The sequence below is a fragment of the Pseudoduganella umbonata genome (assembly GCF_014192225.1).
GTDB lineage: Bacteria > Pseudomonadota > Gammaproteobacteria > Burkholderiales > Burkholderiaceae_D > Rugamonas > Rugamonas umbonata.
In genome coordinates, this window is record NZ_JACHXS010000001.1 from 33,542 (window position 1) to 52,840 (window position 19,299).

15 protein-coding genes are annotated in these 19,299 nt (G+C 68.0%); 9 read left to right on the forward strand and 6 right to left on the reverse strand.

Translation table 11 applies throughout. The features are described 5' to 3' along the window. Positions 1-48 precede the first annotated feature (48 nt). The 6 genes from FHS02_RS00125 to FHS02_RS00150 form a co-directional block, all read right to left on the reverse strand. The gene (locus FHS02_RS00125; protein ID WP_137312245.1) at positions 49-822 is read right to left on the reverse strand and encodes a ThuA domain-containing protein; all 774 of its coding nucleotides are present in this window, start codon (positions 820-822) and stop codon (positions 49-51) included. Positions 823-856: 34 nt separating this feature from the next. After that, the gene (locus tag FHS02_RS00130) at positions 857-1,738 is read right to left on the reverse strand and encodes an alpha/beta hydrolase (protein WP_137312246.1); all 882 of its coding nucleotides are present in this window, start codon (positions 1,736-1,738) and stop codon (positions 857-859) included. A 21-nt stretch (positions 1,739-1,759) separates the two neighbouring features. Beyond that, on the reverse strand, positions 1,760-4,789 hold the full coding sequence (locus FHS02_RS00135) for a glycosyl hydrolase family 28-related protein (protein ID WP_229422479.1): 3,030 nt from the start codon (positions 4,787-4,789) through the stop codon (positions 1,760-1,762). A gap of 178 nt (positions 4,790-4,967) precedes the next feature. Continuing rightward, on the reverse strand, positions 4,968-6,278 hold the full coding sequence (locus tag FHS02_RS00140) for a gluconate:H+ symporter (RefSeq protein WP_229422480.1): 1,311 nt from the start codon (positions 6,276-6,278) through the stop codon (positions 4,968-4,970). A 12-nt stretch (positions 6,279-6,290) separates the two neighbouring features. Then, positions 6,291-9,431: a TonB-dependent receptor plug domain-containing protein gene (locus FHS02_RS00145; protein WP_221403752.1), complete on the reverse strand. Its 3,141-nt coding sequence runs from the start codon at positions 9,429-9,431 to the stop codon at positions 6,291-6,293. Between the two features lie 112 nt (positions 9,432-9,543). Further along, positions 9,544-10,077, reverse strand: a complete 534-nt coding sequence (locus tag FHS02_RS00150) for a gluconokinase (protein ID WP_229429994.1) — start codon at positions 10,075-10,077, stop codon at positions 9,544-9,546. Positions 10,078-10,433: 356 nt separating this feature from the next. Here FHS02_RS00150 and FHS02_RS00155 point away from each other — a divergent pair, with 356 nt between their 5' ends. From FHS02_RS00155 to FHS02_RS00195, 9 genes are all read left to right on the forward strand, one after another. Further along, on the forward strand, positions 10,434-10,736 hold the full coding sequence (locus FHS02_RS00155) for a hypothetical protein (RefSeq protein ID WP_137312248.1): 303 nt from the start codon (positions 10,434-10,436) through the stop codon (positions 10,734-10,736). A gap of 109 nt (positions 10,737-10,845) precedes the next feature. Then, entirely contained in the window at positions 10,846-12,252 is a 1,407-nt protein-coding gene (locus FHS02_RS00160; RefSeq protein WP_137312249.1) for a GntP family permease, read from the forward strand. A gap of 120 nt (positions 12,253-12,372) precedes the next feature. Next, positions 12,373-13,305, forward strand: a complete 933-nt coding sequence (locus FHS02_RS00165; RefSeq protein ID WP_137312250.1) for an AraC family transcriptional regulator — start codon at positions 12,373-12,375, stop codon at positions 13,303-13,305. Positions 13,306-13,477: 172 nt separating this feature from the next. Beyond that, positions 13,478-14,032: a carboxymuconolactone decarboxylase family protein gene (locus FHS02_RS00170; RefSeq protein ID WP_137312251.1), complete on the forward strand. Its 555-nt coding sequence runs from the start codon at positions 13,478-13,480 to the stop codon at positions 14,030-14,032. Continuing rightward, a complete protein-coding gene (locus FHS02_RS00175) occupies positions 14,032-15,126 on the forward strand; it encodes an acyl-CoA dehydrogenase family protein (RefSeq protein WP_137312252.1) in 1,095 nt (364 codons plus the stop codon). The genes FHS02_RS00170 and FHS02_RS00175 overlap by 1 nt, the downstream gene beginning before the upstream one ends. Next, entirely contained in the window at positions 15,123-15,908 is a 786-nt protein-coding gene (locus tag FHS02_RS00180; protein WP_137312253.1) for an ABC transporter ATP-binding protein, read from the forward strand. The genes FHS02_RS00175 and FHS02_RS00180 overlap by 4 nt, the downstream gene beginning before the upstream one ends. Before the next feature lie 77 nt (positions 15,909-15,985). Then, on the forward strand, positions 15,986-17,215 hold the full coding sequence (locus FHS02_RS00185; RefSeq protein ID WP_137312254.1) for an ABC transporter substrate-binding protein: 1,230 nt from the start codon (positions 15,986-15,988) through the stop codon (positions 17,213-17,215). 2 nt (positions 17,216-17,217) lie between these two features. Continuing rightward, positions 17,218-17,985 (forward strand): ABC transporter permease, encoded by a 768-nt coding sequence (locus FHS02_RS00190; protein ID WP_175424682.1) that lies wholly within the window; start codon positions 17,218-17,220, stop codon positions 17,983-17,985. 199 nt (positions 17,986-18,184) lie between these two features. Beyond that, positions 18,185-19,297: a Gfo/Idh/MocA family protein gene (locus FHS02_RS00195; RefSeq protein WP_137312255.1), complete on the forward strand. Its 1,113-nt coding sequence runs from the start codon at positions 18,185-18,187 to the stop codon at positions 19,295-19,297. Positions 19,298-19,299 lie beyond the last annotated feature (2 nt).

The following is a 19,299-nucleotide window of genomic DNA, read 5'->3' on the forward strand; positions in this document are numbered from 1 at the left end:
CCAAGGGTGTCCGACACCAGCGTCATCTGCCGTCCGGCACATAACCAACTACCGGCTTGCCGCCTGTCCCTTGCCCGTGACCGCCCAGTAGATCCCGCCCAGCAGGTGCCCCAGGTACTGCGGGTCGCGGTACATCTCGCCGTTGTGCCCCAGCGTCGTGACGAACACGCGGCCCTTTTCGACGTGGTGGTACCAGGCGATCGGGTGGTCCTTGCCCATGCCCTGCACGGATTGCCCGGGCCAGATCCTGGTCGGGTCGTAGCTGGCCTCGTCCACGCTCAGCACCGTATTGATCTTCACGTTGTACGGATTGGTGGTGACGTAGAACTCGTCGCTCCAGATCCACCGGTCGGGCAGGCCGAAGGTGGCGGGAAAGCCCTTGTCGGCGACGGTCACGACCCCCGTCTGCAGCATCGGGTGGGGGCCGACGCTGCGGCCCACCAGTTTCTCGTACCACACCCACCCGTTCGGCGGGGTGATCGCCGCGCGGTGCACGACGATGGCATTGCCGCCGCCGCGCATGTACGCCTCGAATTTCGCGCGCTGCGCCGGGTTCAGTTCCTCGCCCGGCGTGTTCAGGAACATCACCGCGCCGTACTGTTGCAGGTCGCCGTCGAACACGGCGGGCTTGTTCGTGTACGTGACGTCGAACGCATGCAGTTTCGCCAGCCGTTCCAGGCTGTCGCGGGCGATCGGGATGTATTCATAGTGGTACTTGCCGGGCATGGCCAGCACCAGCAGCTTGAACTGGCTGTCGGCGTGGCTGGCGCCGGCGGCCAGCAGCAGGCAGGCCGCGGCCAGGGTCGTCAACGCAGGTTTCATCGGTTTCCTTCCATGGTGGACAAGGCGGCGCCGCTCACGGTGCCGGCACGCCTTCCGGCGCGCGGCCGCCGCGCGGCACCAGCCAGCCGCCGTCGGCCAGCCAGTCGGCCAGGCGGTCGGGCCAGTGCTGCAGCGAGATGCGCTCGCCGCGCTGGCCGACATTGAATGCGTGGTCGGTGTCGGCATACAGGTGCAGTTCGGCCGACACGCCGGCCGCCACCAGCTGCTGGTACAGCGCGACGGTCGGCGGCATGCAGCAGGTGTCGCGCGAGCCGGCCACCAGGAAGGCCGGCGGGGCGCCCTTGACGGCCCTGGCGGGCACGCCCAGCGGACCGGGGTAGACCAGCACCTGGAAGTCCGGCCGCGCGCTGGCCCGGTCCACCGCGTCGCGCGCCACGAAGCCGGCCGGTTCCGGATTGTCGGCCACCAGCGAGACCAGTTCGCCGCCCGCCGAAAAGCCCATCACGCCGACGCGGGCCGGATCGATGCCGTATTCGGCCGCGCGCGTGCGCACCCAGCGCACGGCGCGCCGCAGGTCGGCTGCGCCGTGGCCTTCGATCGTGTAGCCGGAATCGCCGTCGCGCGCCAGCCGGTACTTCAGCACGAACGCGGTGACGCCGACCCGGTTCAGGTTCTTCGCCGCGGCCATGCCTTCGTTCTGGAACACCAGCATCCGGTGCCCGCCGCCGGGAACCACGATGACCGCCGCGCCGTTCGCATGGCGCGGATCGGCGCGGGCCACCGTCAGCGACGGGTCGTGCACGTTGCTGAAGTAGACGCCTTCCTTCACGGTTTCCGGTTCGCCGCGGCGTTCCTCGGAGCCAGGCGCGCCGTCCGGCCACAGGGGCAAGGAGCCCTGCTGGGCCAGCGCGGCGCTGCACGCGAAGCCCAGCAGGAGGGCAGGGAAGAGCTTCATCGGGAGCTTCAGTGGCATCGGTCAGATCCGCGTCGAGTACAGGCTGTGGTGCGTGAGGATGTACAGCGTGCGCTTGTCCGGCCCGCCGAAGATCAGCTGCAGCGGCCGTTCCGGCACGTCGATGCGGCCCGTCGGCTTGCCATCCTTCCCGTAGACGAACACCTGGCCGTTGGCCACGTACACGTTGCCGGCACCGTCCACAGCCGCGCTTTCACCGCCGCGGTCGGCCACCTGCTTCAGGTCCGTCAACGCGCCGCCGGCACCCAGCAGGGCGCTGAACGTGCGGTTCTCGGAACCGTTCGTGAACACCACCCGTTCGCCGATCCGGCCGCTGACGAAGCCGTGCGTGTTCAGCGCATCGGACCAGCGCCAGCCCAGGTGGTCGGGCGGTCCCTGGCGCAGCACGCGATACGCCGGCAATGCCAGCGAGCCGTCCGGCGACACGTATTCCTGCGCCTTCGGGATGGCCACGTCGCGGGCGAACATCTCGGCCAGCGTGGTGAACTCGTACGTCTGCGGGTTCAGCTGGTCGCGGAACTCGCCGTTCTGCCAGAAGTTGACGGGCACCGCCACGCGCGCCTTCGACCCCGCCTTGGCGCCCGCCGCCACGGGTGTCGGCTTGATCATCGTGACGTCGGTACCGGGCGTGCCAGGCTTGAACGCGTAGACCGACGCCTGCGGGCCGAACGACGACTGCACGATCACGTTGCCGCTGCCGTCGATGGCCAGGTTGACCGGGTCGAGCGGGGCGTCGCGCACGATTTCCAGCCCCCGTTCCGGGCTGTAGGCATGGATGCGGCGCCAGTGGCGGTCGACGAAATACAGCTTGCCCGCCGCATCGACGGCCGCGCCGGCGATCGACCAGAAGCCCGTTTCCAGCTTCTCGACCTTGCCCTGTGCCGGCGGCGCCTCCTTCTGGCCGCCGGTATAGTCGAACACGGCGAACTCGCGCTCGCGCACCTCGAGCCGGTTCGTCACGTCGCGGATGGCGTTCTCGTACGGGTATTTCGACGCGCGCAGGTACGTGGTGCAGCCATTGTCGTCGCAGGTGGAAAAGCCGCTCTCGCCGTTCACGTGCACGTTGCGGAAGCGGATGTCGGACGAATTGCTGATCGTCACCGCGGCCGGCATGGGCTTGAGCGAACGCGTCACGCGGTAGCCGTGGTAGTTCGCGAACAGGATGTTCTTCGAATTGCGGATCTCCAGCGATACCGCATCCATGCCGTCGCGCACTTCCTCCTCGGTCTGCGGCGCGAGGAATTCCCAGTTTTCCACGCCATCGAGCACGATCTCGGCGCGCACGTGGTGCTCGGCCGACAGCTCGTACACATGACCGGGCGTCTTCGTGTTGGAAACATGGAAGCCGGACTGCGCGTAGCCACTGGGCGACCAGATGCCCGAGAACGTGCCGCCGCCGCCATCGGTCACCCACACGCTGGGGTACTGGCGGTCCCAGTGGGCGGTGGTGTCGAACTTCGCATCCTTCTTGTACGGGTCGGCGCGGCTGCCGTCGTACAGGCGCGTGCCGTGGCCGCCCTGGATGCGCACGTCGTCGACAAGCGAGCGCTCGCCGGCGCGCCACAGCAGTGCCACCGCGCGCTGGTTGACCTCTCCGGTGGCCAGGCCGATGCCGGAGACGATGGGGTCGCCGCCGCGCGCGCTTTCCAGCAGTGCCAGCGGACTGCCCACGCCCTGGTACTTCGTCGACCCGTTCGGGATCAGCAGCTGCGTCAGGCCCGGGTGCAGGCCGACCAGCACGGTGTCCGGCTTCAGGCGGATCGTGTCGTTGACCACGTAGAAGCCCAGCGGCAGGTACACCACGCGGTGGCTGTCGATGGCTTTCTGCAGCGCCGCGGTATCGTCGGTGGTGCCGTTACCGGCGGCACCGAGGGTTTTCACGTTGACCCATTCCTTCGCCGGGGGCAGCAGGCGCAGGGCCCGGTCGCGTGGCGGCGCGGCGGCGGCCAGCGCCGAGGTCTTGTAGTTGGTGGCGAACTTGCCCGGTTCGCCCAGCTTGTCCAGCGTAAGCCCGTAGTTGAACGCGTCGACCCGGTAATCACGGCCCTTGCCGTCGAGCGCCTTGCCGCTGTCGCGGAAGCGGGCGAACACGGGCACGTTGCGGGCGATGGCGTTCTCGAAGCCGACCTGCGTATACACATTGTTCTCGTTGCTGACGATGAGCGCCGCCTTCGACACGTTCTCGAAGCGAACGTCCTTGCCCCACAGCCAGTCGCCGTAGCCCCGGTTGATTTCCACGCCGACCGGAGTGTTGCGGATATCGACGTTGACCATCGTCAGCCCCGCCTCGTGCTCGCGGATCGCCGCGTCGCGCTGGCCGTCGAAGGTGGAATCGAGCAGCGTGAACTGCCATGCCGGCGACGTCTTCTCGGCCAGGATGCCGTAGCGGCCGCCGTAGAAGCGCAGGTTGTAGGCGACATTGCCGACGTGATAAACCCCGGCCAGGCCGGAGCCGGTGTGGAAATCGATGTGCGACAGGTTCGAGTGCTGCGCCGTATGCATGCGCACCGCGGCGGCGGCCGGGTTGCCGTCGCCGATCTCGAAGTCCACGTTCGACAGCGCCGAATAGAACGTCGACGAATTGGCGTCGCGCACCGGCTTGTTCTGCGGATCGAAGGGCACGGCGCTCGGCACCGGCATCGGCACCTTGCCGACCCGGTACTGGTCGCCGCCGGTGAAGATCACCATGTTCGCCACGCCCTTCTGGAAGCCGGGCGTGTTCGGCGCCAGCACGAACACGGGGCGGGTGGGCCCCACGCCGTACAGCCTCACCGCCAGCGGGATCGTCAGCGTGCGGGTCAGCCGGTAGCGCCCGGACGGCAGGAAGACGACACCGCCCTGTTCATCGTTGGCGGCCTTGTCGAGCGCCGCCTGCAGCGCCGCCGTGTCGTCGGTCTTGCCGTCGCCTTTCGCCTTCGCGACGACGGCACGGGGATCGTCCGGCATCGCCTGGTAGGCGGAAACCGATGCGCCTTGCGCGGCCGATGCCGCCAGCGTGGCGGCAAGGGTGGTCAATATCAGCTGGGTTTTCAATGCCTGTCTCCTGTTGTTGTCATTCAATCGACGGCGGCAGATGCCTGGTGTCGGACACCGGGTTCTCGGTGTCGGACACCGGTTTTCTGCGCGGGCGCCAACTGTCGTCAGCGAAAACCGGTGTCCGACACCCGAAGGTGTCCGACACCAGCGCCCTCTTGTTGCATGCCTTCAATCATCATCCAAGCGCCGCCGACAGCAGCAGCACGAACAGCAGCCCGAACGTGCCGACCAGCGTTTCCATCAGCGTCCACGAACGGAACGTGTCGCGCAGCGACAGCCCGAAATATTCCTTGAACATCCAGAACCCCGAGTCGTTGACGTGGCTGCACATCAGGCTGCCGGCGCCGACGGCCAGCACCATCAGGTTCGGGTCCACGCCGGTGCTGCGCACCAGCGGTTCGACGATGCCGGCCGCCGTCACACCGGCCACCGTGGCCGAGCCGAGGCAGATCCGGATCAGCGTGGCCACCAGCCAGCCGAGCACCAGCGGCGGCACCGGCGTATCGGCCAGCAGGGCGCCCAGTTGCGCGCCGACGCCCGTCTCCACCAGCACCTGCTTCAGCGCGCCCGCGCCGGCAATGATCAGCAGGATCGGAGCGATCTCCCGCATCGCCTCGCCCGGCCCCTGCATCACGCGCGCCAGGCTCCAGCCGCGCGCCAGCCCGAGCGTGACGATGGCGACGCCGTACGACAGCAGCATCACGATCAGCGGGTTGGACAGCACGGCCAGCGACGGCGCCAGTGCCGGTCGCGCCATCGTCAGCAGCGTCGTCGCGCCCAGCAGCACCACCGGCAGCAGCGCGGTGGCGAAGCTGTTGAAGACGCCCGGCAGTTCGGCCTCCGGCACCTCGGCGCTGCGGAAGATCTGCGCCGGTTCGCCGCGGATGCCCTTCAGCGTCGTGGCGAACACGGGGCCGGACAGGATCAGCGTGGGTATCGCCACGATCAGCCCGTACAGCAGCGTGGTGCCCATGTCCGCATGCACCGCCGCCACCAGCGCCACGGGCGACGGGTGGGGCGGCAGGAAGCCGTGCGCGATCGACAGGCCGGCCAGCACCGGGATCGCCAGCGCCACCGCCGGCCGCCCCGACTGGTACACCAGCGAGAAGATCAGCGGTACCAGCAGCACGAAGCCGACGTTGTAGTACAGCGGGATGCCGACGACGAAGCCGGTGATCGTCAGCGCGACCGGCAGCCGCCGCGGCCCCAGCGAGGCGATCAGGCAGGTGGCGATGCGCCGCGCGGCCCCGCTGTCGGCGATCAGCTTGCCGAACACGGCGCCCAGGCAGATGATCACCACCAGGGAGCCGAGCAGGTCGCCGATGCCTTTCTCGATCATCGCCGGGATGCGCGCCGGCGGCACGCCCAGCAGCAGGGCGGCCACCAGCGCCGCCACCACGAAGGCCAGCAGCGGCTGCACCTTGCCCCAGGCGATCAGCACCGTCAGCAGGCCGACCGCCAGCAGCACGGAGAGCAGGTTCGTCACGCTCGCCGGCCGTCAGTACGTGCCGCGCAGGCCGATGCGGTAGGTGCGGCCCACCACGTCGTACAGCGTCGGGTTGATCGCGAAGCTGGCATTGGCCTGCGGCGCCGGTTCCGGGTCCCGGTCGGCCAGGTTGTCGATCTTGAAGTAGACCTGCAGGGCTTTCGAGAAGTTGTAGCTGCCGCCGAAGTCGACGTAGGTGGCACCCTTCATCTTGTTGTCGAAGATCGTCGGATGGATGATCGTCGACGCCGGGCAGCCGGTCTGGCACTCGATGTACTCGTTGCTGTACACGCCGTCGGAGAACCAGCGCTGGCTCAGCGTGAAGCTCATGCGGTCGTTTTCCCAGGTCTGCTGGGCCAGCAGCTTCCACTTCGGCGTGCCGCCCAGGTTGACGCCGGCCCCTTCGCTGGGGATCGTGCCGACCACGCCCGTGTTGGTGATGAAGTTCAGCGTGCGGGTGGCCAGTGCGCGCACCGTGAAGCGGCCCGGCAGGTTCCAGTCCTTCAGGTTGGCGCGGTAGGCGCCTTCGATGTCCACGCCCTTCGTGTGCAGCGACGCCAGGTTGAAGTTCTGCAGCGTGACCGCGTTGCTGCCCGGGCTGTCGAGCACCACGGCGCCGCAGATTTCCTGGTTGCCGGCCACGCACAGGTCCACTTCCTGCTGCGCCGTCAGTGCCGAGATCACGTCAGTCACCTTGATGTCGAAGTAGTCGACGGAGGCCGAGAAGCCGCGCGCCCACGACGGCTGCGACAGCACGACGCCGAACGAACTGTTGCGTGCCACTTCCGGGCGCAGGTTGGTATTGCCCACGGTGCGCTGCTGGACCGAGATCGTGTTGCCCTGGTACTGCACGACGTTGTTGATGACAACCGGGGCCGCGAACAGTTCGGAAAGGTTGGGCGCCCGCACGTCCTTCGACGTGACGGCGCGCAGCCGCAGCCCGTCGACCGGGGTCTGCCACGTCGCGCCGGCCTTCCAGGTATTGACGCTGCCCGCCGTGCTGTACTTCATCGGCCGGTCGGCCAGGTTCAGGTTGATTTCGCCCCAGCGCTCGGACTTCAGCAGCGGCATGTTCAGTTCCAGGTACGCCTCGCGCACGCTGTAGCTGCCGTCGCCGTTGTGGTAATTGCCGGCGTACCAGTTGTTGCCGACGGTGCTGTTCAGGATCGGGTCGGCCGGGTACAGCGCGCTGTTGGGCGACAGGTCGTCGACGCCGGCGCCATACGGATCGCCGCGCACCTGGTATTTCTCGCGGCGGTATTCGGCGCCGAACGCCATCAGCACCGGTCCGGCCCAGCCCTGGAACGCTTCGCCGTTCATGTTGAAGCTGGCCACGTCCTGGCTTTGCGTGGTGTGCTGGCGCGGCCCGTTCGGCGGCGCGATATAGGCCCATGCGGCCGGATCCGCCGGATTGTCGCCGATGATGTTGAACGGTACGCAGCCCGACGCCGCGGCCACCGGGTTGCGGCAGACGATGCGGCCGTCCGGCGCGCGCACCGCGTCGATGGCGTTGTTATAGCGCGCGTTCAGCGTGATGTCGTGGACATTGATGGTGGTGGTGTTCTCGCCACGCGTCAGGTAGGCGTCGTACGACCATTCCTTGCCGAACAGCGGCACCTTGCCGTCCGCGCCCAGCACGAAGCGGCGCTGCGTGCGGGTCGGGTGCACGTTGATGTTGGCCGGGAAGTTGGCGTTCGCGGTGCCGTACTGGAAGCTGGTGATGTTGTTCGCCGCGCAGGCGGCCTGGATCGACGCGGGCACGAACGGGTTGTCGCACTGGATCGTCAGGTTGGCATTCTTGGCCGCCCCCGGATTCGGCGTGAAGTGCGATTTCACCTGGGCCCAGTTGGCGGTGAAATAGATCTCGTTGTCCGGGTTCAGGTCCCACGACACGCGGGCATAGCCGACCTGCCGCTTCAGGTTCATGGCCAGGTTGGTGCCGGCGCCCACGCTGCCGGACAGGTCGCCGCCGACGCAGAACGGATTCACGCAGTTGGTCACGGCGCCGGTCCCGGTGGGCACGCCGCCCGAACCGTACTGGAACTGGTACGGCACGCCGCCGGGGCCGAACGCGGTGCCCTGCAGCGGACCATTGGTGATCAGGCCGTACTTCGCGTACTGGAACTGCTGCGCGTGGTGGATCACCGTGTACTGCGGCAGGCCGTCGGTGGTCTGCGCCAGCGGGCGGATCTGGTAGGCCGAGTTCTTGAACCACGTGCGGCCGTTCGGGCCCACTTCGCCGAAGCCCGGCGAATCGATGCCGTTTTCCTTCATGATCTCGGCCGACAGGGTGACGTGCAGGCGGTCGTCCATGAACGCGCGTCCCCAGGCGCCCTGCAGCGTGCCGTGTTCGTCGTCGTGGTATTTCGTCTGGCCGCCTTCGGCGTTGAACTTGAAACCCTTGAATTTCTTGTCGGTGATGAAGTTGACGGCGCCGCCGATGGCATCCGAACCATACGAGGCGGACGCGCCGCCCGTCACCACGTCGACCCGCTTGACCAGCAACTGCGGGAACTGGCTCACGTCCGTCACGCCGGTGACGTTGGCGCCGACGACGCGCTGGCCGTCGAGCAGCGTCAGCGTGCGGATCGTGCCGAGGCCGCGCAGGCTCAGCGACGACAGGCCCTGGATGCCGCTGCTGGTGCTGTTGGTGCTGGTGGTGCGGCCCGTGCTGCCCTGCAGGGCGGGCAGTTCGGCCAGCGTGTTGAACAGGTTCGGCTTGGCCGCGCGCTCCAGGTCCGCCGTGGACAGGCTGGTGGTCGGCGTGGGCTGCGTGAAGCCGCGCGCGGCGATGCGGGTACCGGAAATCTGCACCACGGTGGTCGGCGCGGAGGCAGGGGCGCCGCCTTGCGTCGAACCTTGCGCTGCGCTCTGCCCGGACGTCTGCACGGGCTCGGCCGCAGGATCGGGCTGCACGGCTGCGGGCTGTCCGGGCTCTGGCTGTACGGCGACGGCCGGCACTGGCTCGGGCTGTACGGCGGTGGCCTGCGCGGCCGGCGTGGCCGGAACCGCTTCGCCGCCGGGGCTGGCGGGAGTATCGGCCGCACTGGTGGCGGCACCGGCGGCCTGCTGGGCATGGCCCGGCAGCGCCAGCAGCGCGCAGGCACTGGCGACGGCGAGGTTGATCAGGGTCCTCTGGGTAGGTGTACGCATGTCTGTCTCCATTCTTTTGATGAGCGGGGCGCTGCCCCTGGCAAAGGGCGCGCCGCCTTGGCGTGTCATGACTGCTTGCGATAACTGTTTCGCGAATCCGGCATCGGACCGGTCAGTCCTGTTCGATGATGCGTTCCACCAGCCCGTCCGGCGGCAGCGCGATATCGAGGCGGATGCCACCCTCGTCGTCCTGCAGAGCTTCGAGGTCGCGCAGCTGGCTGTCCAGCAGCGTTGGCGGCATGTAGTGGTCGGTGCGCCGGCCGAGGCGGTCGGCGATCAGCTCGCGCGGACCCTGCAGGTGGGCGAAGCGCAGCTCCGGGTCGGCCTGGCGCAGCAGGTCGCGGTAGCGCCGCTTCAGCGCCGAGCACGACACGACGAGCCCCTCGCCGCGGTCGCGGGCTCTGCCGATCTCGTCTGCCAGCGCCCGCAGCCAGCCGGCCCGGTCGGCGTCGTCCAGCGGGAATCCGGCGGACATCTTGGCCACGTTCTCGGCCGGGTGAAACTTGTCGCCTTCGATGAAAGGGGCGCCGAGCCGCTCGGCCAGGGCCGCACCGACGGTGCTCTTGCCGCAGCCGCAGACGCCCATGACCACCCAGCGGGAGGCCTTGGGGGAATGTGTCGGCGGTGTGGTGCTGGATAGGGTCATCAAGGTCTCCGGATGTTTGAATTGATTAGTTAGCGCTATCATCGCGCCGCTTTCCTGTTCCGGTAAAGAGCTTATTTATGCTGCATTGCAGCATGGTTTGTCGTGCCAGCCCGGCGACTAGCCGTGATGATCGATGGATTTCCCCTCTGGAGATGCCTTGAGATCTGATAGCGCTATCAGTTGTGCGAAGCGGAAATGGGGTGTGGCGGATGTGGTTTTTACAACACGAGCACGGCTGTGAGCCGGGAAAATGTTGCTCTAGAAATGGGGTACGTCCCCATTTTTGGAGCAATGTTCTGGTCTGCCCGGCCCGGTGCTACCATGGCTGCTTCGACACCAAATTCCCGGAGCCCACCATGAAAAGCACGCCTGGCAGCCCGTCCGTCAAACCGTTCTCGACGCGCAACGTCCTGCGCGTGCTGTACGTCACCGGCGCCTTGCTGCTGATTCCACTGGCGTCGATGCTGCTCGGCGGCGCTTTCAATTGGGGTGTCTTCGACTTCGTGGCGGCCGCCGTGCTGCTGGCCGGTACCGGGGTGGCGCTGGAATTCGCCCGCGCCAGGCTGCGCAGCCGCACGTCGCGGATGGCCGCCGGCGCCGTGATCGTGCTGGCCCTGCTGATCGTCTGGGCGGAGCTGGCGGTCGGCATCTTCCACTGAGCATGGTGCTGGCCGGAAGTGGCTTGCCGCCCGCAAGCCGCTTCCGGTGCGGGCAGTGAATCGCGCAATTCGTTAGCATGGCGGCATGCAAACCCGACTATAGCCGACCATGTCCTTCCTGATCGTTCTTGCCGCCCTGGCATTCCTGATGTTCGCCGCCTATCGCGGCTACAGCGTCATCCTGTTCGCTCCCGTGGCCGCGCTGGGCGCGGTGCTCCTGACGGAGCCCGCCGCCGTCGCTCCCGTCTTTTCCGGCATCTTCATGGACAAGATGGTGGGCTTCGTCAAGCTGTACTTCCCCGTGTTCCTGCTCGGCGCCGTGTTCGGCAAGCTGGTCGAGATGGCCGGCTTCTCGCAGTCGATCGTGCATGCGGCGATCCGCTACATCGGCAGCACGCGGGCCAACGCGGTGATCGTGGCCGTGTGCGCGCTGCTCACGTATGGCGGTGTATCGCTGTTCGTGGTGGTGTTCGCCGTGTATCCGTTCGCGGCGGAGCTGTACCGCCAGAGCGGCATCCCGAAGCGGCTGATGCCGGGCGCCATCGCGCTGGGCGCGTTTTCGTTCACGATGGACACGTTGCCCGGCACGCCGCAGATCCAGAACATCATCCCGACGACGTTCTTCCAGACCACCGGATGGGCCGCCCCGTCGCTCAGCATCGTCGGCGCGATCGCCACCGTCATCGCCGGCCTGGCGTACCTGGAGTGGCGCCGCCGCAGCGTGATGGCGACCGGCGAGGGCTATGGTGCGGACGACGGCAAGCAGGGTAGTGGCCCTTCGCCGACCGCGGCCGACCTGCCGCATCCGCTGCTCTCCGTGGCGCCGCTGGTGCTGGTGGGCGTGGCCAATTTCGTGCTGACCGCCGCCATCGCAAAGTGGTACGGCACCAGCTACACGCTGACGTCCGACCTGCTGCCCGGCCTGAAGGCACCGGTCGAAACGCCGATCAAGACCGTGGTCGGCATCTGGGCGGTCGAGGGCGCGCTGCTGCTGGGCATTTTGCTGGTGTGCGTGACGGCGTTCCGGCGCATCCGCGCCTCGTTCGCCGAGGGCACCAAGGCCGCCGTCGGCGGGGCACTGCTGGCGGCGATGAATACCGCGTCCGAATACGGCTTCGGCGGCGTGATCGCCGCGCTGCCGGGCTTCATCGCCGTCAGCGAGGCGCTGCGCAAGATTCCCGACCCGCTGGTCAACGCGGCCATCTCCGTCACCACGCTGTCCGGCATCACCGGTTCGGCGTCCGGCGGCATGAGCATCGCGCTGGCCGCGATGGCGGACAGCTTCATCGCCGGCTGCAACGCCGCCGGCATCCCGCTCGAGGTGCTGCACCGGGTGGTGGCGATGGCCAGCGGCGGCATGGACACTTTGCCGCACAACGGCGCCGTGATCACGCTGCTGGCCGTCACCGGGCTGACGCACAAGCAGTCATACAAGGACATCTTCGGCATCACCATCATCAAGACGCTGGCCGTGTTCTTCGTGATCGCCGTGTATTACCTGACGGGGCTGGTGTAGGGTTGCCGCGGGCGTCCCGGTGGCGCTGGACGCTGTGCGCATTTGCTTATGCGCTTTCCGTCGTGGCCCGATGGCCGCGCGTACGGCATAATCGCGTGCCCTTTTGCAACCCGGACACGCATGGAACGCCCCGCCGACACCGACCGCCTCGTGCACTGGCTGATCGACAGCATCGAGCTGGAAGCGGCCGCCTTCCATGTCGGCCAGTACTGCGGCCGCTGGCGCGCATCGACGGCGGGCCGCGGCCTGGGCAGCTTCCACCTGGTCCTGCACGGCACCTGCTGGCTGCACGTCGAAGGGCGCGCGCCGCTGCGCCTGGGCCCGCGCGACGGCGTCTTCCTGCTGCGCGACATTCCCCATTTCCTCAGCCCCGATCCCGATCCGCAGGCGCCGTTGCCGCCGGGCGGCATGCAGCCGCTGGCGGCGCATGTGGCGGACAGCACGGGGCTGGCATGCGGTTTCTTCCAGTTCCATGGCGCGCTCAGCGCGCTGATCGTGGACTCGTTCCCGGCCGTGGTGGAACTGCGCGCCGACGACGAATCGATCCGTGCCGCCGGCACCGTGTTCGACCTGATGCTGGCCGAGGCGGGCAGCGACCCGGACCTACCGCCGCCGCTGGTCTCGCGGCTGGCCGCGCTGCTGTTCTTCTATGTGACGCGGCACGTGGCGCGGCGGCATGAAGTGCTGTCGGGATTGCTGGCGCTGGCGCGCCGGCCGGAATTCGCGGTGCTGCTGGAGCGCATGATGGCCGACCCGGGCCACGACTGGTCGACGGACGCGATGGCGCGCGCGGTACACATGTCGCGCTCGAGCTTCTACAAGCATTTCGTCGATGCCAGCGGCCAGCCGCCGGCCCAGTTCCTGCTGCTGTTGCGGATGAAGATCGCGGCCCAGCGGCTGAACGGCGGCGAGACGATCGAGCGCGCCGCGGAGCACGTCGGCTACCGTTCCCACGCCGCGTTCTCGCGGGCCTTCCACAAGGTGATCGGCGAACCGCCAGGCGCCTTCCGGCGGCAACGGCGTGCCCGCGACGCGGCGCCGCAGCTGAACTGACCCGGCTCCACAGTGGTCCGTCATGGCCCGCCCGAGGTGGACGATCGAAGTGGACGGCCGAAGTGGACGATCGAAGTGGACGATGGAGCAGAAAATCGCGACGTGCGCGTCTTTTCGTCCGCCGGATGTGCCCCATATAATGCCAGGTCAATTTTCCTACCGAGAGCTCATCATGTCCCGTCTCACACTGCATACCGTCGATACCGCACCCGAAGCGAGCCGCCCGTTCGTCGAGAAGGCGCTGGCCAACAACGGCTTCCTGCCGAACCTGATCGGCGTGCTGGCCAATTCGCCGCAGGCACTGGAAATGTACATGACGGTGTCGGGCATCAATGCCAAGACCAGCCTGACGCTGGCCGAGCGCGAAGTGGTGCAGATCACCGCCGCGCGCATCCACGGCTGCGATTTCTGCGTGGCCGGCCATACCGCCGTCGCGCTGAAGAAGGCACAGCTGCCGGTGGAAAGCGTGCGCGCGCTCCAGCAGGGCACCGCCACCGGCGATGCAAAGCTCGATGCGGTGGCCGATTTCGCCAAGGCCGTCATCGCCACCCGTGGTGCGGTCGACGACGCCGCGCTGCAGGCCTTCCTGGCCGCCGGCTACAACGAACAGCAGTCGCTGGAAGTCGTGCTGGGCGTGGCGCTGGCCACGCTGTGCAACTTTGCCAACACGCTGTCCGGCAGCGCGATCAACCCCGAACTGCAGGCTTACGCGCCCGGAGCCATCTGATGGCGGGCGCACGTTCCATCGAGCTGCCGGCCGCGCTGGCGGACTGGCTGGCCAGCCATGCCGACGCGCTGGACACCACGCAGGCACTGGCATCCGAGGTGGTGCCGCGGCTGGCCGAAGCGCGGCTGTTCGCCATCGGCGTGCCCGAGGCGCTGGGCGGCAGCGGTGGCGACGTGCGCGATGCCATCGAAGCCATTGCCGCCGTGGCGGAACGCTCGCTGACGGCGGCGTTCGTGTTCTGGGGGCACCGCACCTTCATCGAATACGTGCTGCAAAGCCCGAACGGCGCGCTGCGCGAACGCTGGCTGGCGCCGCTGCTGCGCGGCGAGATCGCCGGCGCCACGGGGCTGTCGAATGCGATGAAATTCCTGTCCGGGATCGAGTCGCTGCAGATCGCCGCGACGCAGGCCGATGACGGCTGGCGGCTGGACGGCGGCCTGGCCTGGATCACCAACCTGCGCAAGGAAGGTTTCGTTGCCGCGGCTGCGGTGACGTCGCCGGCCGGTGGCCCGCCGGCCGTGGTTGCGTTCCGCAGCGATGCCGCGGGCGTGGCGCGCAGCGATGACCTCGACCTGCTGGCGCTGCGCGGCAGCAATACCGCCGCGGTGAAGCTGCATGCCGTGCCGGTCGACGAGGCCGACGTGATCACCCACGATGCCCTGAACTGGCTGCCGGCCGTGCGCCCGGCCTTCCTGGGCATGCAATGCGGCATGTCGATCGGCCTGGCGCGCGCCAGCCTCGCCGCCGCGCACCGGCTGTGCACCACCACCCGCAGCGGCCTGCTGGACCGCGTCGAAGCGCTGCAGGGCGAGCTGGCCGACGCCGTCGAGCAGCTGCAGGAGGGCGTGGCCGATGGCCGCTTCAAGACGGCCGCCGCGCCGATGTTCCGGCTGCGCATCGCGCTGGCCGACATCGTGCAGCAGGCCGCGCTGCTGGAGCTGCAGGGCAGCGGCGGCCGCGCCTACCTGATGAACCACGACCGCAACTTCGCCCGCCGCTGGCGCGAAGCGGCGTTCGTGCCGATCGTGACGCCGAGCCTGACGCAGCTGCAGATGGCATTGCAGAAGCAGGCCGCCAGCGCGGGCGCGCCATGATCGCGCCCGATCCTGCGCTCGACGCGCACGGCCTGCGCTTCGGCTACCAGGGCAGCACGGTGGTGGACGGCGTATCGCTGGCCATCGGCAAGCGCGAGATCGTCTGCCTGCTGGGCGGCAGCGGCAGCGGCAAGTCCACGCTGCTGCGCGGCCTGGCCGGGCTGGCCGTGCCGGACGCCGGCACCGTCCACTTCCTCGGCGAGCCGCTGCTGGCGCCCCATCCGCGCGCGGCGCTCGTGTTCCAGCAACCGAGCCTGCTGCCGTGGCTCGACGTCAGCGCCAACGTGGGCTTCGGCCTCGATTTCTCGCGGCAGCCGGCGATCGGGCGGGCCGCGCGCGACAAGCGCATCCTCGATGCGATCGAGGCGGTCGGGCTGGCGTCGCATGCCCATGCTTACCCGGCGCAGCTGTCCGGCGGGCAGGCGCAGCGCGTGGCGCTGGCGCGGGCCCTGGCGCGCGAACCGGAGCTGCTGTTTGCCGACGAACCTTTTTCGGCCCTCGATGCCATCACCCGCGCGGAGATGCAGTCGCTGCTGGTGGACCTGGTGCACCGCTGGCATACCGCCGCGCTGCTGGTGACCCACGACATCGACGAGGCGATCCTGGTGGCGGACCGCATCCTGCTGCTGGCGGGACGGCCGGGCCGCATCGTGCGCGAGTGGCGCGTGGATATCCCGCGGCCGCGCGAAGAGCATGGCGACGAGATCGTTCGCCTGCGGCTGGACATCGTCGCCGAACTGCGCGCAGCCACCCGGCGCGACACCAATAGTCTTCCGGCATGAAAACAGCTGCGCGCCGCTGCCCGGCGCGATACCGACAAGCTTCCGGCATAAAACAGGGATAACAGGGATAAAACTCGATGAAACAAGAAAACCTCCACATCTGCGCCTCCTCCGACTGCGACTGCGGCATGACGCGCCGCGACTTCCTGCGCATGTCCGCACTGGCCTCGGCCGGCGCCGCGGCACCGCTGCTGTTCGCCGGCGATGCCCGCGCGCAGGCGTTCAAGGGCGACGACCAGCCGGTGAAGATCGGCTACCTGCCGATCACCGACGCGACGCCGCTGCTGGTGGCGCACGGCCGCAAGCTGTTCGAGGCCCAGGGCCTGAAGACCGAGGCGCCGCGGCTGTTCCGCAGCTGGGCGCAGATCGTCGAGGCGTTCGTGTCCGGCCAGGTGAACGTGATCCACCTGCTGTCGCCGGCCACGCTGTGGGTGCGCTACGGGTCGAAATTCCCGGCCAAGGTGGTGGCGTGGAACCACGTCAACGGTTCCGGGCTGACGGTGCTCAACGAGATCAACTCGGTGGCCGACCTGGGCGGCAGGACGGTGGCGATCCCGTTCTGGTATTCGATCCACAACATCCTGCTGCAAAAGCTGCTGGCCGCGCACAAGCTGACGGTCGTCACGCGTGCCCGCGGCGCGGAACTGAAGAAGAACGAAGTGAGCCTGGTGGTGATGGCGCCGTCCGAGATGGTGTCGGCGCTGGCGTCGAAATCGATCGCCGGCTACATCGTCGCCGAGCCGTTCAACGCGCTGGCGGAAACGGCCGGCGTCGGCAAGATCCTGCGCTTCTCCGGCGACGTGTGGAAGAACCATGCCTGCTGCGTGACGTTCCTGGCCGAACGCGACCTGGCCGAGAAGCCGGAATGGTCGCAGCGCGTGACCAATGCGATCGTCAATGCGCAGCTGTGGTCCCGCTCGAACCAGGTGGAGACGGCCAAGCTGCTGTCGTCGTCCGGTCCAAACAGGTACACGCCGCACCAGTTGCAGCCGCTGACCAAGGTGCTGGCCGTGACCGATTATTCGGACTACCAGAAGCGCGGCATCATCGCGCACCCGCAATGGCAGCAGCGCCGCATCGACTTCCAGCCGTTCCCGTTTGCCTCGTATACCGAGGAGATGGTGCGCGCGCTGGTGCAGACGAAGGTAGAGGGCGACAACAAATTCCTCACCGGGCTCGATCCGAAGTTCGTCGCGCGCGACCTGGTCGACGACCGCTTCGTCCGTAAATCGATCGCCGCCGCCGGCGGGCCGGGCGCGTTCGGGCTGCCGGCCAACCTGCTGCGCACCGAGACGGTGGCCGTTTGACGATGCTGGCAAGGTTACTGCTGCCCGTGGTGGGCATCGCGCTGGCCATCGTGCTGTGGTCGGCCGGCGTCGCCGTCCTGGAAGCGCGCACGCCGATCGCCGCGGCCTTCGCGCCGCTGGCGACGGCGCAGGCCTTCGTCGAGATGGTGAAGGGGCCGGACATCTGGGTGCACGTGGCCGTGAGCCTGAAGCGGGTCGGCATCGGGCTGCTGTGCGCGATCGTGGTGGGCGTGCCGCTGGGGATCCTGGTGGCGCTGTCGCGCGGCTTCGCGCAGGCCAGCACGCCGCTGTTCCAGCTGCTGCGGATGGTGTCGCCGCTGTCGTGGATGCCGCTGGCCGTGATGGCGCTGGGCGTCGGCGATGCGCCGGTGTACTTCCTGCTGGCGTTTGCCGCCACGTGGCCGCTGATGCTCAACACCGTGGCCGGCGTGGGGCAGCTCGACCCGAACTGGATGCTGCTGGCACGCAGCCTGTCCGCCACGCGCGCCGAGATGGTGTGGCGCGTGGTCCTGCCGGGCATCACCGCCCACATCCTCACCGGCGTGCGCCTGGCGATCGGCATCATCTGGATCGTGCTGGTGCCGGCCGAAATGCTGGGCGTCTCGGCCGGCCTCGGCTACTTCATCCTCGACACGCGCGACCGGCTGGCCTACTCGGAGCTGACCGCGGCGATCATCCTGATCGGCCTGCTGGGCTACGCCCTCGACTACCTCGCCCGCGCCGCCCACGCCCGCTGGCTGCATGCCAAGCCCGCCACGCAGGGCGGGTGAACTGACCGTATCTCCGAGCCCGCTTCCGGAAATGTTTCTTCAAAAATGGGGACGTACCCCATTATTCGAGAAACATTTCCTGGAAAATGGGGTACGTCCCCATTTTTCGGGAAACATTTCATGGGAAATACCGTACGCGTTGAGATAGAATCGCCGACAGCCTGAAATCGTTGTCACAACAACTGGAGAGGAGCTGGGCATGACTGTGGATCTGGATCGACGTGGTTTCGTTATTGCCGCCGGCGGCGCCATCGCGGCATCGGCAATGGGATCATCGGCGCTGGCGCAAACGCCTGGGCGCAAGGTGGGGTATGCGATCGTGGGACTGGGCGGCTACGGCCTGGGCCAGATCATCCCGCAGTTCAAGAATTGCGAGCACAGCCGGCTGGTGGCGCTGGTGAGCGGCGATCCGGTGAAGGCGAAGCGGGTGGCGGCGGAGTACGGGGTGCCGGAAAAGGGCATCTACAACTACGAGAACTACGACAGCATTCGCGACAATCCGGACATCGACATCGTCTACGTGTGCCTGCCCGTGTCGATGCACGCCGAGTATACGATCCGCGCGGCGAAGGCCGGCAAGCACGTGCTGTGCGAGAAGCCGATGGCGCTGTCGTCGAAGGAGTGCGAGGCGATGATCGCCGCCTGCCGCCAGGCCGGCAAGAAGCTGATGATCGGCTACCGCTGCCATTTCGAACCGTACAACCTGGAGGCGATCCGCCGCGCGCGGGCCGGCGAGATCGGCAAGCTGCGCTACTTCCGTTCCGAACATGGCTACACGGCCGGCGATCCGACGGCATGGCGGCTGAAGAAGGCGATGTCGGGCGGCGGCTCGATCATGGACATCGGCATCTACGCGCTGCAGGCGGCGCGCTACATGACGGGCGAGGAACCGGTCGCCGTGTATGCGAAGGAAACCACCGACCGCAAGGATCCCCGCTTCCGCGAAGTGGAAGACATGATCGAATTCCAGCTGGAGTTCCCGTCGGGGGTGATCGGCTCGTGCATGTCGATGTACAGCGCCAACCGCAACCAGATCCTGCTGATGGGCGACAAGGGCCGCATCGAACTGGAGCCGGCCACCAACTACAGCGGCCAGCGGATGTGGGTCGGCAAGGGGCGCGAGAACGAGATCACGCCGCCACCGGGACCCGGCAAGAACCAGTTCGCCGGCCAGCTCGACCACCTGGCCAGGTGCGTGCTCGAGAACCGCGAGCCGATCGTGCCCGGCGAGGAAGGGCTGCGCGACATCCGTATCATCGAAGCCGTGTACCAGTCGGCGCGGGAGAAGCGGCGCGTCGTGCTGAAGGCCTGACG

What these genes read in the sequence shown, in the direction of transcription:
- FHS02_RS00155 (WP_137312248.1), top strand. Translation starts at nt 10,434, where the DNA reads ATGAAAAGCACGCCTGGCAGCCCGTCCGTCAAACCGTTCTCGACGCGC.
- FHS02_RS00195 (WP_137312255.1), top strand. Translation starts at nt 18,185, where the DNA reads ATGACTGTGGATCTGGATCGACGTGGTTTCGTTATTGCCGCCGGCGGC.
- FHS02_RS00165 (WP_137312250.1), top strand. Translation starts at nt 12,373, where the DNA reads ATGGAACGCCCCGCCGACACCGACCGCCTCGTGCACTGGCTGATCGAC.
- FHS02_RS00180 (WP_137312253.1), top strand. Translation starts at nt 15,123, where the DNA reads ATGATCGCGCCCGATCCTGCGCTCGACGCGCACGGCCTGCGCTTCGGC.
- FHS02_RS00185 (WP_137312254.1), top strand. Translation starts at nt 15,986, where the DNA reads ATGAAACAAGAAAACCTCCACATCTGCGCCTCCTCCGACTGCGACTGC.
- FHS02_RS00125 (WP_137312245.1), bottom strand. Translation starts at nt 822, where the DNA reads ATGAAACCTGCGTTGACGACCCTGGCCGCGGCCTGCCTGCTGCTGGCC.
- FHS02_RS00170 (WP_137312251.1), top strand. Translation starts at nt 13,478, where the DNA reads ATGTCCCGTCTCACACTGCATACCGTCGATACCGCACCCGAAGCGAGC.
- FHS02_RS00190 (WP_175424682.1), top strand. Translation starts at nt 17,218, where the DNA reads ATGCTGGCAAGGTTACTGCTGCCCGTGGTGGGCATCGCGCTGGCCATC.
- FHS02_RS00160 (WP_137312249.1), top strand. Translation starts at nt 10,846, where the DNA reads ATGTCCTTCCTGATCGTTCTTGCCGCCCTGGCATTCCTGATGTTCGCC.
- FHS02_RS00175 (WP_137312252.1), top strand. Translation starts at nt 14,032, where the DNA reads ATGGCGGGCGCACGTTCCATCGAGCTGCCGGCCGCGCTGGCGGACTGG.
- FHS02_RS00145 (WP_221403752.1), bottom strand. Translation starts at nt 9,431, where the DNA reads ATGCGTACACCTACCCAGAGGACCCTGATCAACCTCGCCGTCGCCAGT.
- FHS02_RS00150 (WP_229429994.1), bottom strand. Translation starts at nt 10,077, where the DNA reads ATGACCCTATCCAGCACCACACCGCCGACACATTCCCCCAAGGCCTCC.
- FHS02_RS00130 (WP_137312246.1), bottom strand. Translation starts at nt 1,738, where the DNA reads ATGAAGCTCTTCCCTGCCCTCCTGCTGGGCTTCGCGTGCAGCGCCGCG.